The following is a 16017-nucleotide window of genomic DNA, read 5'->3' on the forward strand; positions in this document are numbered from 1 at the left end:
TCCGGTTTCAATCCATACACTCGTGCCAAATCAGGTTTCAGGAGACACCCCATGACAAAAACCAAAATCGCTGTGATCGGCGGCTCGGGTATCTATGATATCGACGGATTGGAAAATGCCGAATGGGCTGCCGTTGATACCCCATGGGGTGCACCTTCTGATCAAATTCTGACGGGTGTGTTAAACGGCGTCGATATGGCGTTTTTACCCCGTCACGGGCGCGGGCACATACACAGTCCGACAACCGTGCCCTACCGCGCCAACATCGATGCCCTGAAGCGGATCGGCGTCACAGATGTAATTTCAGTCTCCGCCTGCGGCAGCTTTCGTGAACAGATGGCCCCCGGTGATTTTGTTATTGTGGATCAATTCATTGATCGCACCTTTGCGCGGGAAAAATCCTTTTTCGGAACCGGATGTGTGGCCCATGTCAGTGTGGCGCACCCCACCTGCCCGCGCCTGTCAGCCGCCTGCCTTGCAGCCGCGATCGATGCAGGGATCACAGTACACGACGGTGGCACCTATCTGGCGATGGAAGGGCCACAGTTCTCGACGCTTGCAGAAAGCAAAATGTATCGCGAGGTCTGGGGCGCGGATGTCATTGGAATGACCAATATGCCAGAGGCGAAACTGGCCCGCGAAGCAGAGCTTTGCTATGCGTCAGTGGCCATGATCACAGATTACGACAGTTGGCACCCGGACCACGGCGAAGTTGATGTGACCCAGATCATCCAGACTTTGATGGGCAACGCCGACAAAGGCCGCGACATGGTGAAACGGTTGCCTGATTTGTTGGGGGCCACCCGCGAAGATTGCCCGCATGGCTGCGACAAGGCGTTGGAATACGCCATTCTGACAGGGCCCGATGCCCGTGATCCTGCGCTGATGGCCAAACTGGATGCTGTGGCGGGACGGGTTTTATGACATTTGACCTTTGGTTGACCTTTTGCGCGGCCTCCATGGCGCTGCTTTTGATCCCAGGCCCCACTGTTTTGCTTGTGCTGAGCTACGCGCTAAGCAAGGGACGCTCAGTTGCCGTGGCCTCCGCTGCCGGCGTGGCCCTTGGGGATCTGATCGCAATGAGCGCTTCATTGGCAGGACTTGGGGCCCTGGTATTGGCGTCGGCCACCGCGTTCACTGTGTTGAAATGGGTCGGTGCGGCCTATCTGATCTGGCTTGGGATAAAATTGATGCGCTCTGCGCCATCCGCCGGATTGGGTGTTCCGCAGGCCGAGGTCACAGCCAAAAGCGTCTTTGGTCACACAGCAGCCGTAACTGCACTTAACCCCAAGTCCATCGCATTTTTTATCGCGTTCGTTCCGCAATTCGTCACGCCCGAGGCGCCTTTGTTGCCGCAGTTTGCCATATTGGTGGCAACCTTTGTGGGTCTTGCAGCCGCCAACGCCTTGGCCTATGCGCTTCTGGCCGACAAGATGCGGCATATGGTTGGGCAACCACATATCATCACTTGGCTTACACGCGCAGGCGGGGCGACATTGGTCGCGATGGGCCTTCTTACCGCCACGCTCAGGAGAGCTGCATGAAAACTGTTCAGGATTACATCCGCACCATCCCCGACTTTCCCCACGAAGGGATCATGTTTCGGGATGTAACTACTTTATTCGCCGATCCACGCGGATTCCGTTTGGCGATTGATCAGCTGTTGCACCCGTATGTGGGCCAGCAGATTGACAAAGTGGTTGGGCTGGAAGCACGAGGGTTTATCTTGGGCGGAGCAATCGCGCATCAGCTTAGTGTGGGTTTTGTGCCGATCCGCAAAGCTGGCAAATTGCCCGGCAAAGTTATCTCGCAGGCTTATACTTTGGAATACGGTGAAGCCGTGATGGAAATTCACGACGACGCCGTGCAACCGGGTGAAAAAATTCTGGTTGTCGACGATCTTCTGGCAACAGGCGGCACCGCGGCAGCTGGCATTCAGCTTTTGGAACAATTGGGTGCAGATATTCTGTCTTGTGCCTTTGTGATTGACCTGCCTGAGCTGGGGGGCCGTAAAAAACTGGAAGCCATGGGGATGGATGTATCTGTGTTATGCGAGTTTGAAGGCGCTTAGGGTCAGAACCCACATTCAGGTGCGTAAAACAGCACCGGGGTTCATGATACCAAAAGGATCAATTGCGGTTTTGATGGCCCGCATCGCGGCCAATTTGGCCGGATCGCCGTAGCGTTCCAGATCGTCGACTTTCAGGCGGCCTACTCCGTGTTCTGCGCTGACAGAACCGCCAAGTTCATGCACCAGATCATGCACCACACGTTTGATTTCGTCACGTTCATTCATGTGGTCGGCGCGGTTGCCGCCGGGCAACGGAAACACATTGTAGTGCAGATTGCCGTCCCCCACATGCCCAAAGCAATTGATGCGAAACTCTCCGATTTTATCAATGCGGTGTCCTGCTGTGTCGATGAACTCTGCAAGCGCACCCAAAGGCACCGAAATGTCATGAGACGACACCGACCCTATGCGTCTGTTGGCTTCTGGAATATGTTCGCGCACCGACCAGAACGCATCAGATTGTGCCTGTGATTGTGCGATAATGCCGTCGCTGACCAAACCACGTTCCAACGCTGTCTCGAACAGTGTTTCCAAGGCATTTGCCGGGCTCATGGCTTTGGGCAGGCCCACTTCGATCAAAACGGACCATTGTGGGGCGACCGTGAATGGCCGACGCACGTCAGGCAAAGTTTCTTCCAGAAAATCAATGCCTTGCTTGTGTATCAGCTCAAACGCAGAAACAGATTCCCCGATCTGGTCACGGGCCAGCGCCAACAACGACAGCGCAGCTTTGGGATTGTCCACGACCAACATAGCTGTGCCCGTTCGGGCCGGACGAGGCGATAGCTTCAGGGCTGCCGCAGTGATAATCCCAAGGGTACCTTCCGATCCGATCAGCAAGTGCCGCAAGTCATAGCCCGTGTTGTTTTTGCGCAAGCGTGAGAGCCCGTTCAAAATTTCGCCGTTCGGCAAAACGGCTTCCACTCCTAGGCATAAATCCCTGATGTTGCCATATCTTAAGACCCCCGTCCCGCCTGCATTGGTGGCGAGGTTGCCGCCGATACGGGCGGTGCCCTCGGCTGCCAATGACAGCGGGAACAAGCGGTTCACGTCCTGCGCCGCCGCTTGAACATCGGCCAAAATCACACCGGCTTCAGCAATCAATACGTTTTCTTCCGCGTAGACCGCGCGCACGGCATTCATCTTTTCCAGCGACAAAATCAATGGCACAGGACCGTTCACCATCACTTGGCCACCGACCAGACCTGTGCCACCGCCATACGGTACGATCCCGATTTTTTGTGCATTGCAAAACGCAACTAAAGCGCTGACTTCATTGGTGTTTCTAGGTTGTGCCACAAGCCCGCTGGGCAGATGATAGCGCCCCCGCGGCTCCTCCAGATACCGTGCATCTGCGGGTTTAAATCTGTCTGAAGGCAACAGGTTTTGTAATTCTGCCCAATGGTCGTCCGTTAACGCATTCAGCATACTCTACCCCACATCAGTTTTTCCGCGTCGGTCACTGCGCAAGGCCGCATACAAAACATGGGTGCGCCAACGCCCGTCAATTTGCAAATAGGACTGGGCGACGCCCTCGTATTTGAATGAACATTTTTCCAGCAACCTGCGAGACGCGGCATTCTCGGGCAAACAGGCCGCTTCAATACGGCTTAGGTCCAATCGGGCAAAGGCGTGATGCACCACTGCTAAAATGGCTTCGCGCATGTACCCGTTGCGGGCATAGTCCTGCCCCGTCCAATACCCCAAGGTGCCCGATTGCGACGGACCACGGCGAATGTTGTCTAAGGTGATGGCCCCCAGCAACCGGTCGTCTTCGCGCCGGATCAGGAACAGCGGCATCGCTGTGCCCCCCGACACCGATCTTTGCGCCCAATAGACACGGTTGGTGAACGCTTTGCGCGTCAGATGATCCTTCGCCCAGCTCGGTTCCCACGGGCTTAGAAAACCATGGCTTTGCTGTCGCAACGCACTCCATGCGCGGAAGTCGGAATGAACAGGAGGGCGCAATGTCATGCGCTCCGTTTCAATCCGCAATTTGCGCTTGGCCAATAGCATCAGGCGGCCCGTTGCTCCTGTAGACGGCTTAATGTCGGTGCCGCCTCGACCGGCCCATACAGGGCCAACGCCGGCGTTGCGGTTGCGGCCATTGCTTCAGCAAATGCCCGCACATCCCCCGTGGTCACAGCATCAATCATCGACACAGTTTCCTCCAACGGCGGGACACGGTCCCAAATCTGGACAAGTCGCGCGAGACGTTCTGCACGGTTAGAGGAACTTTCCAGCCCCATCAACAAACCGGCTTTCATTTGCGCCCGCGCCCGCGCCACCTCTGCGGGTGACATGTCTTCGGCGGCGCGCTTCATTTCGTCAATTGTGATGGAGGCCAAATCCGCCACCTCATCGCCCGACGTACCAGCATAGACCGTCATCATGCCTGTGTCGGCATATGCCCCGGCCTGCGCAAAGATCGTATAACACAAGCCGCGCTTTTCACGGATTTCCTGAAACAATCGCGACGACATGCCCCCACCCAATGCACTGGCATAGATTTGCGCCACGTAAATATCATCAGCACGGTAGCCCGGGCTTTCAAAACCAAGCGCAAAATGCGCCTGTTCCAAAGGTTTGACCTGACGCGTTTCGCCCCCGATGAATTTGGCAGGGGCCACATTAAACTTTGGGGTTGGCTTGAGGTGCCCAAAGAGACTTTCGGCCAATTTGACCAACGCGTCATGATCCACAGCGCCTGCAGCCGACAAAATCATCTGTTCCGGACCGTAGTGCGATCCAACAAAATCCGACAGATCCTGACGCGTGAATGATGACACGCGTTCCGATGGTCCTAATATCGTGCGGCCCATCGGTTGATCCGGGAACGCTTCTTCCTGAAGCCAATCAAAGATCACATCATCCGGCGTGTCCAATGCCTGACCGATTTCTTGCAAGATCACGCCGCGCTCGACCTCAATCTCACTGTCTTCAAACACAGGGTTCAGCAAAATATCCGCCAAAACATCCAGCGCCAAAGGCACGTCGTTTTCCAAAACGCGGGCGTAATAGGCCGTGACCTCGCGGCTGGTGTATGCGTTGATATAGCCGCCCACATCTTCGATGGCTTCTGCGATCTGCAACGCGGACCGGCGATCTGTGCCCTTAAAGGCCATATGTTCCAGAAAATGCGCGATACCGTTTTGCTGTGGCATCTCATGGCGTGCGCCTGCGCCCACCCAGATCCCCACAGTTGTCGAAGCCAGACCCGGCATATGTTCTGTAACGATGCGAAAGCCATTGGACAGGCGGTGCGTTTGCAAGCTCATGGGCGGATGTTCTTTCGAATATGATCCATCAATGCGTCAAGGTTGTCGGGCACCCGCGTGACGCGTTCCGACCTGTCATAAAGGTCATCCATGCGTGGGGGAAGAGGGGGATGTACATCAGATGCCGCTTCGACCGCTGCCGGGAATTTCGCAGGGTGCGCTGTGGCCAGTGTAATCATCGGTGTACCTGTAACGCGCTGTTCTTCAGCTACTTTCACACCAATCGCCGAATGGGGGCACAACAATTCCCCTGTAGATGCCAAGGCCGCCTTGATTGTCGCACGGGTGTCCTCTTCCGAGGCGCGTCCAGAATCGTAGTGGCTTTGCAAAACCTGCATTGCCCCTTGGCTGACGTCAAAACCACCAGCTTTCAGCTCATCCATCAGCTGCGCAACCGCAGCACCGTCCCGATCATAGGCGTCAAACAATGCCCGTTCAAAGTTGGAGCTGACCTGAATATCCATAGACGGGCTTATCGAGGGCACGGTGTCCCCCTTATGATAGCCTTGGCCTTTCAGACAACGATCCAGAATGTCGTTTTGATTGGTGGCCACAACCAGACGGTCAATCGGCAAGCCCATCTGTTTGGCGATGTAGCCTGCGAAAATGTCACCAAAATTGCCTGTTGGCACGGTAAAGCTGATTTTGCGGTGGGGTGCGCCAAGGCTAACGGCAGAACTGAAATAGTACACCACCTGCGCAAGCACCCGCGCCCAATTGATCGAATTGACCCCGGCAAGACGCACACCATCGCGGAAATCGAAGTCATTGAACATATCTTTAAGGCGCGCCTGACACGCGTCAAAATCCCCGTCCATAGCCAAAGCATGCACATTATCCTCTGTGGGTGTCGTCATTTGACGGCGCTGCACTTCGGAAATCCGGCCATGAGGGTACAAAATAAAGACATCAACATTGTCCAAACCCCGAAAGGCCTCGATGGCGGCGGACCCTGTGTCCCCCGACGTGGCCCCCACAATTGTCACACGTTCGTTCCGCCGTGACAGGGCCGTTTGGAACAATTGGCCGATAAGCTGCATTGCAAAGTCTTTGAAAGCAAGCGTAGGGCCATGAAACAGCTCTAGCAGGAAATGACCCTGATCCAATTGCACCAAAGGCGCACGGGCGTCGTGGCCGAACCCCGCATAAGCTTTGGCAATGATCGCCTTGAAATCATCGTCACTGAAGGTGTCACCCACAAACGGCCGCATCACCGTAAAGGCGATCTCTTCGTAGCTTTGCCCTTCCATTGCGGCGATCGTGGCATGATCCAACGTCGGGATTGCTTCGGGCACATACAGTCCGCCATCGCGGGCAAGGCCAGACAACATGGCATCTTCAAAGCTAAGCGCGGGGGCTTTGCCCCGGGTCGAGATGTATTTCACGAAACTTTACTCTGTTTTGGCGCGGGGTCCGCGCGTTAGGAAATAGGCGGTCATCGCCAGCCAAATCGCAGCCAGCGAGAACCAGGTTATTGCGTATTGCAGATGGTTGTTGGGGATATTTCCGGTCTCTACGGGCCATGGTGTTACACCCAGATCAACCTGAGGCGCCTCTGAAAGCACCATCAGCACTGGGTCCACCCCAAGCATCTGCGCCATGGCATCTACGTCGCGGGCAAACCAGAAATTGTCAATCACATCCGGGTCCGGCGTGAATTGGTCGATTTCCTGTGGGCGGTCCAAATTGCCTTTGATCTGCACCCGGTGCATGGGCGCAGGCGCTACGGCGTCCGCCGTGCGTTGCCACCCTGTGTCGACCAAAATCTTACCAATGCTGTTTGACTGGAAAGGGCGAATAATCCGGTACACCGGCCCGATGGTCTTGCGCGATGCCAGCACCCGCAAATAGCCTTCCAAAAACACACCACTGGCTTTGACGGGACTATAGCGATTGTCTGCATCCGCGACCAACTCTGGCGTCAGGGCGCGGGGGGACGCTGTTGCGCGGGCTTCGATTTCAGCCAAAAGGCCCTGTTTCCATGCCAGTCTCTGGACCTGCCACGTGCCAAGGCTGATCAAAATGCCAGCGCCGCCCAGGCCGAAAATCACAAAGAAAAAGATACGCGACATCAGTGCAGTGGCTCCGAACAGCAAAGGCGCGTGAATGTATCACGCGCCTTACGGGTTTTAAGGATTTCGAGGTTTAGTGCAAGCCAAACAACCGCGGTTCAAAGAGCTTAGACGCCCCAGAGATAAACGGCGAAGAACAAGAACAACCAAACCACATCAACGAAGTGCCAGTACCAAGCGGCGGCTTCGAAACCGATATGGCGCTCGGGGGTGAAATGTCCCTTGATGGCGCGAACCAAACACACCGTCAAAAAGATCGTCCCGATCAACACGTGGAAGCCGTGGAAGCCGGTTGCCATAAAGAAGTTAGAAAAGAATTCGTCCCCGCCAAATTCCCAGCCCTGCTTCAACAGATAGCCGTATTCGTAGGCTTGCAACGCGGTGAACAAAACGCCCAAAGCGATGGAAATCGACAAGCCTGTGATCAGGTCTTTACGGTTGTTTTCATGAACCAAAGCGTGGTGCGCCCACGTCACGGCACACCCCGACAACAGCAACACAAGCGTGTTGATCAAAGGCAAGTGCAACGCATCGACTTGATAGAAGATCGGGGCGACGTATTCGGTGCCGGCGTAGTCTTCCATTGGGTAAATAGCGTGTTTGAAGAATGACCAGAACCATGCCGCAAAGAACATGACTTCGGACATGATAAACAGGATCACACCATAGCGCAGGCCGATCTGGACCACTGGTGTGTGATCGCCAATTTTGGCTTCGGCAACACATTCTGCCCACCAGCCAAACATCACGTAAAGCACAGCGGCCAGCCCCATCAGGAACATCCAAGGGCCAGACAGTTCAACGGATTTGAAGAAAATCGTCAAACCGCCCGACATCCAGACGACCGCGCCAAACAGCATGACAAAACCGCCAACTGCGCCCAGCAGCGGCCACGTTGAGGGAGCGAGGATATGATAATCGTGATTTTTTGCATGGGCCATTAGAAGCGTCCCTTAGTTCAGGTTGGTGTCATTGTCTGTCTCAACGGCTGCAAAGCCTTCGGGCAGATCGATTTCGTAAAATGTATAACTCAGCGTGATCGTGTGCACGTATTTTCCGTCGCGGTCATCAACAATTTCCGGATCCACATAGAACGTAACGGGCATCATGACGCGCTCACCGGGGGCCAGAACCTGCTCTTCAAAGCAAAAGCAGTCGATTTTGTTGAAAAAGTAACCCGCTTGATACGGCGCGACATTGTAGCTGGCGGACCCTGCGATGGGGCGGTCAGTCGGGTTATAGGCCTCGTAGAAAGCCAATCCCGTTTCGCCAATCCGCAGCTCCATTTCGCGCACTTCAGGCTTGAAGTCCCACGACATATCCGCGTCCAGCGACGCGTCGAAACGGACTTTTATAGTCTGATCCAGGACGTCTTCGGATGCCACTTCCGACACGCCCGTGGTGCCACCAAAGCCGGTCACACGGCAGAACCAATCATAGAACGGCACCGACGCCCAGGCCAGCCCGCCCATAACAACAACCAAAGCCACTGTTTGAGCGACAGTTTTTTGAGGACCTTCAAGCCGCATCATTGCAGCTCTTCCGCACGCGGCAGTTCAAAATCACCGCTTGTGACTTTTGTGAACGTCAAGGCAAGCACCAACACCACAAAGGCTGCCAGCATCAGGCCGACGCCCACATTGCGCCCTTTGCGGCGGCTGTGGATTTCATGTTCTGCTTTAATCGCCATTACCAGCCTCCCAGACCCCAAGGACGCAACAACGCCTCGGCCAGAATAGCACCGAAGTGCAAGAAGAGATAAAGTAGGGAAAGTTTGAAGAATTTCTTTTCAACCGCATAATCGTCTTGGTCAGCGATGACTTCATCGCGACGCCAAATATCATAGGCCCCTTTCAGGAACAGTGCATTCAAGATCACGGCGGCCAAAAGATAGATCGGACCGCCAATCGACGTAAACCCGGTGCCGACAGCCAAAACAGCCAGCAAAACAGTATAGGCCAGAATGTGGCGGCGGGTTGATGGACGCCCGTGCGTCACCGTCAGCATCGGCACGCCCGCATCATCGTAGTCGGACCGCATGAACAGTGCCAATGCCCAGAAGTGTGGCGGCGTCCACATAAAGATCAACGCAAACATCAGCCAAGGTTCAACGGCCATAGCCCCGGTTGCCACAACCCATCCGATCACCGGCGGAAAGGCCCCAGCCGCGCCGCCGATAACGATGTTCTGCGGCGTCGCGCGTTTCAGCCACATGGAATAAACGACCACATAGAAAAAGATGGTGAAAGCCAAAAGACCGGCCGCAAGCAAATTGGCTGACAGTGCCAGCATCATAACCGCAAGGCCGGACAGTGCCACACCAAGGTTCAGCGCTTCGCCCGGCTGGACCTTGCCTGCGGGAATGGGGCGCTTTGCGGTGCGCTTCATCACCTGATCAATGTCTGCATCCCACCACATGTTCAGCGACCCCGAAGCCCCTGCCCCGATGGCGATGAACAAGATCGACGCAAACCCGATGACCGGATGCACAGAAACCGGCGCCGCAAGCAGGCCAACTACGGCCGTGAACACCACCAATTGCATGACCCGAGGCTTCATCAGCTCGTAGTAGTCACGCAAAGAGGGCTCTGCCTCTTGGGATTGGGGGGTATAGCTAACGTCAGTCATGGGCTGGCTGTCCTCAATGAATGCGATGCGAATAGGCAGGGTTAATACCCCGCCCAGCGCTTAGTTGGATGCGACCTGAATCGCAGCTGGCGCCTCTGCGTATTCGTCGATAGCGCCCTTCAGCCATGCATCATACGCTTCTTGGCTGACAACTTTGACGGTGATCGGCATGTAGGCGTGGTCTTTGCCGCAAAGCTCTGAACATTGCCCAAAATAGATACCTTCTTTGTCGGCAGCGAACCATAGCTCTGCCAGACGGCCCGGAACGGCGTCTTGCTTCACACCGAAGGCCGGGATGGTCCATGCGTGGATCACGTCCGCGCCTGTCACTTGCATCACGACAGTTTTCCCCACGGGCACAACCACGGATGTATCAGTGGCCAGCAGGTATTCACGCTGCGAATAACCGGCCGCTTCCAGATCTTCGCGTTCCAAAATGAAGCTGTCGAATGCGAAATCGTGATCGACATATTCATAGCCCCAATACCATTGGTAACCTGTGACCTTGATCGTGATGTCAGCTTCGGGAATCTCTTGCTGCTTGAACAAGATCGGCAAGGAAAACGCGCCGATAAAGACCAAGATAACAATAGGAATGACGGTCCAGGCAACCTCGACAGGTGAGTGGTGCGTGAAAGAGGCCGCTTCCGGGTTGCGCTTGCGGTTATAGCGATACGCCGCCCACAACAGCAGACCTGTGACGAACAACGTGATGACGGTGCAAACCACCAACAACATGCCATCCAACCATTGCAGGTCTTCTGCCAGTTCCGTCGCAGCAGGCTGGAAGCCCATCTTGCCGTCGACCGGTGCCCCGATGATTTCCAGATCGCCCAAAGCGTCTTGTGCAAACGCAGGTGCCGCCGCGAAGGCCGCAAAAAGGCCAGAGAATGAGAATAGGTTTTTCATGTGTCGTCCTGATCTTGTGATCGCTTTGGGTTCGGGTGAAAGGTCAATCGCGCGCACCGCTTTCGCCTCCCGTTGTATTATCGTCGCTTACAATCATATTCTTAACTCAAGATAAAGTCTTTTGAGGCGCGGCAAACGGACGCTTTTTGTATAAAGCGAAGGAAAGCCGCCAAAAACAGGAACACAATTATGGCCGATGCCCCCTTTTCTCCGTTCGAATCCGATCTGGACCGTGACGCCGCCTTGACCCATTTGCGCAGTGCAACAGCGGGCGCAGACGACGGAGAGCTGTTTTTGGAACGCCGCAGATCGGAAGCTATGGTGTTCGACGATGGCCGTTTGAAAACCGCCAGCTACGACGCATCCGAAGGCTTCGGACTGCGTGCGGTGCGCGGCGATGTCGCAGGCTATGCCCATTCAACGGAGATCTCCGAATCTGCACTAAAACGCGCAACCGAAACCGCGCGTCTGGCTGTGGGCGCTGGCGGTGGCACATGGGCAGACGCACCCCAGGCCACGAATGAACGGCTTTATACCGATGAAGACCCCATCGCGGGTGCTGCGTTCCCCGTAAAACTCGACACGCTGCGCGACATGGATGCCTTCGCCCGCGATCTTGATTCGCGCGTGGTTCAGGTCACGGCCAGCATTGCCGCCTCCCTGCAAGAGGTCGAGATTCTGCGCCCCGAAGGCACATCGGTGCGCGACGTGCGCCCGATGACCCGCGTGAATGTGTCGATCATCGTGGAACAAAACGGTCGCCGCGAATCCGGGTCAGCGGGCGGCGGTGGTCGTGTGGGGTTGGACGGCTTGCTGGACCCCACCGACTGGCAAGGCAAAATCCGCGAAGCGTTGCGCGTGGCTGTTGTGAACTTGGACGCGGTCCCTGCCCCTGCAGGCATCATGGACGTGGTGCTTGGCCCGGGCTGGCCGGGCATTCTGCTGCACGAAGCCATCGGGCACGGGCTTGAAGGGGACTTCAACCGCAAAGGCACCTCTGCGTTTGCAGGGCTGATGGGTCAACGGATCGCGGCCCCCGGCGTCACCGTTTTGGACGACGGCACGATTCCCGACCGTCGCGGATCAATCACTGTGGACGATGAAGGTACGCCTTCCGCCAAGAACACACTGATCGAGGACGGAATATTGGTCGGCTATATGCAAGACCGTCAAAACGCCCGCCTGATGGGTGTCAAAGCCACCGGAAACGGGCGCCGCGAAAGCTACGCCCATGCCCCGATGCCGCGCATGACCAACACCTACATGCTGGGGGGTGATGTGGCCCCCGGTGACATCGTAGCAGACCTGAAAGACGGCATTTATGCCGTTGGCTTTGGTGGCGGTCAGGTTGACATCACCAACGGCAAGTTTGTTTTCAGCTGCACGGAAGCTTACCGCGTGCGGAACGGCGTTGTGGGCGAGGCTGTGAATGGCGCGACGCTGATCGGGGATGGGGCCACCGCCCTGAAACATATCCGCGCGATCGGCAACGACATGGCGCTTGATCCCGGCATGGGCAACTGCGGCAAAGCAGGGCAATGGGTGCCAGTGGGCGTCGGCCAGCCTACTTTGATGATTGGCGGGCTCACGGTCGGAGGGTCAGCAGCTTAGGGTCCTGACCCTAAGCCCCAACTGTCTTAGCGCAGGCCGCACCGCGAAGGTTGACAGAAGTGTGTAACCAAATCTAAAAATATCCAACATTTTTAGATTTGCGGTACATAAATGATCTTCACCAGCAAGAAATCCGACGACAGCACCATCGTTGATCTGCTGGCGTCATCCTTGCGGCGCGACATTGCATTTGGGACGCTGTTGCCGGACCAAAAGCTAAAAATTAACGAATTGCGCACCCGCTATGGCGGATCAAACCATTCCATGCGGGAAACGCTGCGCATTTTATCGACCGAGGGTCTGGTAGAAGCCACGGCGCAACGCGGTTTTCGTGTCACCTCAGCCACCGAAGACGATGTACGCGATATTCAACTGGTCCGGGTCGAGGTCGAAAAAGTGGCTTTGGCCCGCGCCATCGCTTTGGGCGACGTGGCCTGGGAGGGGCGCGTTATGGCAGCGCATCACGCATTGCAAAAAGCCGAAAGCATGGCTGCAACCGATCCCGATGATCTGGTGGCCTTGGAATGGGACGAAGCCTGCCGTGCGTTTTCCTATGCGCTGTTACAAGCCTGCGACAGCCCGCGCCTTATTGATTTGCACCGTAAATTCTTTGACCAAAGCCGGCGGTTCCGGTTGGCCCAAATGCGCGAAGGGCGACTAGACTGGACGGCCCGCAGGCTGCGCCAAAAAGGGCTGCTGGATGCAGTGTTGTCGCGCAATGAAACGGATGCGCTGCGCCTTTTACAAGACGATGTCGAGGCAGAGCTGCGACATTAATCAAAACGCAAAACAAGTGATCAATCTGGGAGGATAACATGACACTATTCAATCGCCGAAAGGCACTGGCCCTGATGGGCGGCACAGTTGCGGCTTCGGGGCTGGCGGCCCCTGCTTTGGCCGCGAACAAAAAGATCAAAGTGGGTGCATTGCGCTTTACATCCCACTCCGGCAATTTTGTAGGCTACGAGCGCGGCTATTTCGCCGAAGCCGGTCTGGATGTTGAATTCGAATTTTTCCAAGCGGCCCAACCCATGGCCGTGGCCATTGCGTCAGGGGATGTGGATTATGCGGTCACGGCTGTGTCCGGCGGTCTGATCAATTTGGCCGAAAAAGGTGCCATTAAGGTGATTGGCGGCGCTTTAAGCGAAGAGGCGGGCATCGACGGGCAAAAATACCTGATTTCCGATGCGTCCTATCAGGCGGGTATCACATCGCTGAAAGATCTGGATGGCAAGGCCTACGCGGTGACCCAAGCCGGGTCATCCTTCCATTACATGGGATCTAAGATGGCTGCCGCAGAAGGCATTGATCTGCGCTTTACCCCCTTGCAAAAGGTCGGCGCGATCATTGGCGCGATGAAGTCCGGCCAAGTGGACGCATGGTCCATCGTTCCGCATATCGCCAAGCCACTGGCCAAGGCGGGCGCATGGCATATGGTTGGCAATGTTTCGGACTATATACCAGACTATCAGGTCACGACCGTTTTCACCTCGGCCAAGAATGCCGCAGATGAACGCGGCATGACCGAAAGCTTCCTTGCGGGCTTTTCCAAGGGTGTTGATGATTACGCCGCGGCGATGATCGATGGCACGGCGGATCAGAATGCCATGATCGATCTGATCCACAAATATGTCTACACGGACCGCGAACGGGCAAAAGCTGCACCGTCCATCGTCAATGGCACGATGCGGATCAACAAAGGCGCAGCGCTGAACATCGCATCGATCAAGGACCAGCTTGCTTGGTTCCAGTCCGAGGGTCTGGTGGACGCGGATATTTCCATCGAACAGCTGGTTGACCCGTCCTACGTGGACATGATTGGCGCTTGATCACCATATCACCACTGGGGCCTGCATCACGCGGGCCCCGGTTTCACTTGTGAAGGGTCCCAAATGGACATTCGGTTGGACGGCATTGGCCATTTCTATGATGATTTCGAAGTTATGCGAGACATCTCGCTGGACATTCCAAGCGGTCAGATCGTGTGTATCGTTGGCCCGTCCGGTTGCGGAAAATCGACCTTGTTGCGCTTTATTGGTGGGCTGGAGCGCCCCCAAAAGGGCCGTGTCCTGCAGGTGGGGGACGCACCGCAGGGATGCCTGAACCCATTGACCTATATCTTTCAGGATTTCGCCCTGCTGCCGTGGCGGTCGGTGGCGGGCAATATTTCTTTGGTGCTTGAGGATCACGGGATCAAAGGGGCTGCGGCCAAAACAATTATCGCAGATGTCTTGGCGCGTACCAAATTGACGGATTTCGCAGGGGCGCTGCCCAAGCAACTGTCAGGCGGAATGAAGCAACGCGTGGCCATTGCCCGCGCACTTGCAGTGAACCCGGCCGTGATGCTGATGGACGAACCGCTGTCGGCATTAGACAGCCAGACCCGCGAACTGCTGATGGACGATCTGGTTGAACTTTGGACCCGCCAGCCGTTTACAGCCGTCTATGTCACACACAATTTGGCCGAAGCCGTGCGCCTAGGCCACAAAGTCGTGGTCCTGTCACGCCGTCCGGGACAAATCCGCGAAATCGTGGACATCGACAAACCCCTGTCCCAGCGTGAATTCGGCGATGCCGATCTAGACCGCGCCCAAAAACAACTTTGGCAGTTGATGCGCGACGAAGCGCGCGCTGCCGATCAGGAGCTGCTGCATGGATAATGCCGGAAAATCAGTTGCGTTTCGGGGCGGTGGTTTCGCACCGCAATCGCGCCGTTGGGTGGGTGTTGCGGTCTTTGTGGCGCTGATCCTTTTGACGGAATGGGGCACACGCGCAGGCTGGATTTCGTCGCTGTCCTTGCCCCGCCCGTCGGATGTTCTGGACACATTTCACCAACTTTATGACAGCGGTTTGCTGTTCAAGCACCTGTTCCCCAGCCTGTCACGTCTGTTTGTCGGCGCGTTGATCGGCGCCAGCGTCGGCATCAGTGTCGGCATCCTGATCGGTCTGTTTTCTTATGTGCGCTCAGGTCTTGTGCCTTTGGTCGCGGCCATTTTTCCGATCCCCAAGATCGCACTTTTGCCGCTGTTTGTGATCTGGTTTGGCATTGGAGAAGGGTCAAAATACGCTTTGATCGCCTTTGGCACCTTCACCCCTACCGTGGTCGCAACCTATGGCGCGGTTGATAATGTAGACCGCACCTTGATCCGCATGGGCCAAAGCTTTGGGCTGTCTTGGTGGTCGATTGTGCGCAAGATCGTTCTGCCCGGGGCCATGCCGGGCATTCTGTCCGGTCTCAGGATCAGCTTGGCGATTGCCATTATCCTGTTGGTTGCAGCCGAAATGCTTGGGGCTGAATACGGCATCGGGGCCTATATCCTTGAGGCGGGATCGCTGTACGATCTTGAACGGTTGTTTGCAGGGGTTGTGATCTTGTCCTTGCTTGGGGTTTTGATCAGTGCCGTGATTGGCGTGTTCGAGCGGCGATTGCTGGGGTGGCGCACGTAAA

18 protein-coding genes are annotated in these 16017 nt (G+C 56.1%); 8 read left to right on the forward strand and 10 right to left on the reverse strand.

From position 1 onward, the window contains the following. Positions 1-51 precede the first annotated feature (51 nt). The 3 genes from ABJL60_RS11185 to ABJL60_RS11195 are packed head-to-tail and all read left to right on the forward strand — an operon-like array spanning position 52 to position 2071. Entirely contained in the window at positions 52-924 is an 873-nt protein-coding gene (locus ABJL60_RS11185) for an S-methyl-5'-thioadenosine phosphorylase (RefSeq protein ID WP_348289422.1), read from the forward strand. Beyond that, positions 921-1544, forward strand: a complete 624-nt coding sequence (locus tag ABJL60_RS11190) for a LysE family translocator (protein WP_348375433.1) — start codon at positions 921-923, stop codon at positions 1542-1544. Before ABJL60_RS11185 ends, ABJL60_RS11190 begins: the two co-directional genes overlap by 4 nt. Beyond that, positions 1541-2071: an adenine phosphoribosyltransferase gene (locus ABJL60_RS11195; RefSeq protein WP_348375435.1), complete on the forward strand. Its 531-nt coding sequence runs from the start codon at positions 1541-1543 to the stop codon at positions 2069-2071. The genes ABJL60_RS11190 and ABJL60_RS11195 overlap by 4 nt, the downstream gene beginning before the upstream one ends. Positions 2072-2086: 15 nt before the next feature. Here ABJL60_RS11195 and ABJL60_RS11200 read toward each other — a convergent pair whose 3' ends face one another. From ABJL60_RS11200 to coxB, 10 genes are all read right to left on the reverse strand, one after another. Beyond that, the gene (locus tag ABJL60_RS11200; RefSeq protein WP_348375437.1) at positions 2087-3499 is read right to left on the reverse strand and encodes an FAD-binding oxidoreductase; all 1413 of its coding nucleotides are present in this window, start codon (positions 3497-3499) and stop codon (positions 2087-2089) included. Between the two features lie 3 nt (positions 3500-3502). Beyond that, positions 3503-4087 carry a GNAT family protein gene (locus ABJL60_RS11205; RefSeq protein ID WP_348289429.1) on the reverse strand — a complete coding sequence of 195 codons (585 nt, stop codon included), beginning with the start codon at positions 4085-4087 and terminating at the stop codon, positions 3503-3505. After that, a complete protein-coding gene (locus ABJL60_RS11210; protein WP_348375439.1) occupies positions 4087-5349 on the reverse strand; it encodes a pitrilysin family protein in 1263 nt (420 codons plus the stop codon). Before ABJL60_RS11210 ends, ABJL60_RS11205 begins: the two co-directional genes overlap by 1 nt. Next, positions 5346-6734, reverse strand: a complete 1389-nt coding sequence (thrC, locus tag ABJL60_RS11215; protein WP_348289433.1) for a threonine synthase — start codon at positions 6732-6734, stop codon at positions 5346-5348. Before thrC ends, ABJL60_RS11210 begins: the two co-directional genes overlap by 4 nt. A 6-nt stretch (positions 6735-6740) precedes the next feature. Beyond that, on the reverse strand, positions 6741-7421 hold the full coding sequence (locus tag ABJL60_RS11220) for an SURF1 family protein (RefSeq protein WP_348375441.1): 681 nt from the start codon (positions 7419-7421) through the stop codon (positions 6741-6743). Between the two features lie 107 nt (positions 7422-7528). Next, a complete protein-coding gene (locus ABJL60_RS11225) occupies positions 7529-8362 on the reverse strand; it encodes a cytochrome c oxidase subunit 3 (RefSeq protein WP_348289437.1) in 834 nt (277 codons plus the stop codon). Between the two features lie 12 nt (positions 8363-8374). After that, a complete protein-coding gene (locus ABJL60_RS11230) occupies positions 8375-8950 on the reverse strand; it encodes a cytochrome c oxidase assembly protein (protein WP_108830039.1) in 576 nt (191 codons plus the stop codon). Further along, entirely contained in the window at positions 8950-9111 is a 162-nt protein-coding gene (locus ABJL60_RS11235) for a cytochrome C oxidase assembly protein (protein ID WP_108827758.1), read from the reverse strand. The genes ABJL60_RS11230 and ABJL60_RS11235 overlap by 1 nt, the downstream gene beginning before the upstream one ends. After that, positions 9111-10049, reverse strand: coding sequence for a heme o synthase (cyoE, locus tag ABJL60_RS11240; RefSeq protein WP_348375442.1), 939 nt, complete (start codon positions 10047-10049; stop codon positions 9111-9113). Before cyoE ends, ABJL60_RS11235 begins: the two co-directional genes overlap by 1 nt. 60 nt (positions 10050-10109) lie before the next feature. Further along, positions 10110-10958 carry a cytochrome c oxidase subunit II gene (gene coxB / locus ABJL60_RS11245; protein WP_348289441.1) on the reverse strand — a complete coding sequence of 283 codons (849 nt, stop codon included), beginning with the start codon at positions 10956-10958 and terminating at the stop codon, positions 10110-10112. Between the two features lie 189 nt (positions 10959-11147). On the opposite strand from coxB, the gene tldD reads away from it, so the two are divergent. From tldD to ABJL60_RS11270, 5 genes are all read left to right on the forward strand, one after another. Beyond that, entirely contained in the window at positions 11148-12569 is a 1422-nt protein-coding gene (gene tldD, locus ABJL60_RS11250) for a metalloprotease TldD (RefSeq protein ID WP_348289443.1), read from the forward strand. A 111-nt stretch (positions 12570-12680) separates the two neighbouring features. Beyond that, positions 12681-13346 carry a GntR family transcriptional regulator gene (locus ABJL60_RS11255; protein WP_348375444.1) on the forward strand — a complete coding sequence of 222 codons (666 nt, stop codon included), beginning with the start codon at positions 12681-12683 and terminating at the stop codon, positions 13344-13346. Between the two features lie 38 nt (positions 13347-13384). Continuing rightward, positions 13385-14398, forward strand: coding sequence for an ABC transporter substrate-binding protein (locus tag ABJL60_RS11260; protein ID WP_348375446.1), 1014 nt, complete (start codon positions 13385-13387; stop codon positions 14396-14398). A 63-nt stretch (positions 14399-14461) separates the two neighbouring features. After that, entirely contained in the window at positions 14462-15229 is a 768-nt protein-coding gene (locus tag ABJL60_RS11265; protein ID WP_348289447.1) for an ABC transporter ATP-binding protein, read from the forward strand. Next, complete coding sequence (locus tag ABJL60_RS11270; protein ID WP_348375448.1) at positions 15222-16016, forward strand: ABC transporter permease; 795 nt, start codon at positions 15222-15224, stop codon at positions 16014-16016. Before ABJL60_RS11265 ends, ABJL60_RS11270 begins: the two co-directional genes overlap by 8 nt. Position 16017 lies beyond the last annotated feature (1 nt).

Origin of the sequence: Ascidiaceihabitans sp. (genome assembly GCF_039986515.1) — a bacterium.
Classification (GTDB): Bacteria; Pseudomonadota; Alphaproteobacteria; order Rhodobacterales; family Rhodobacteraceae; genus Ascidiaceihabitans.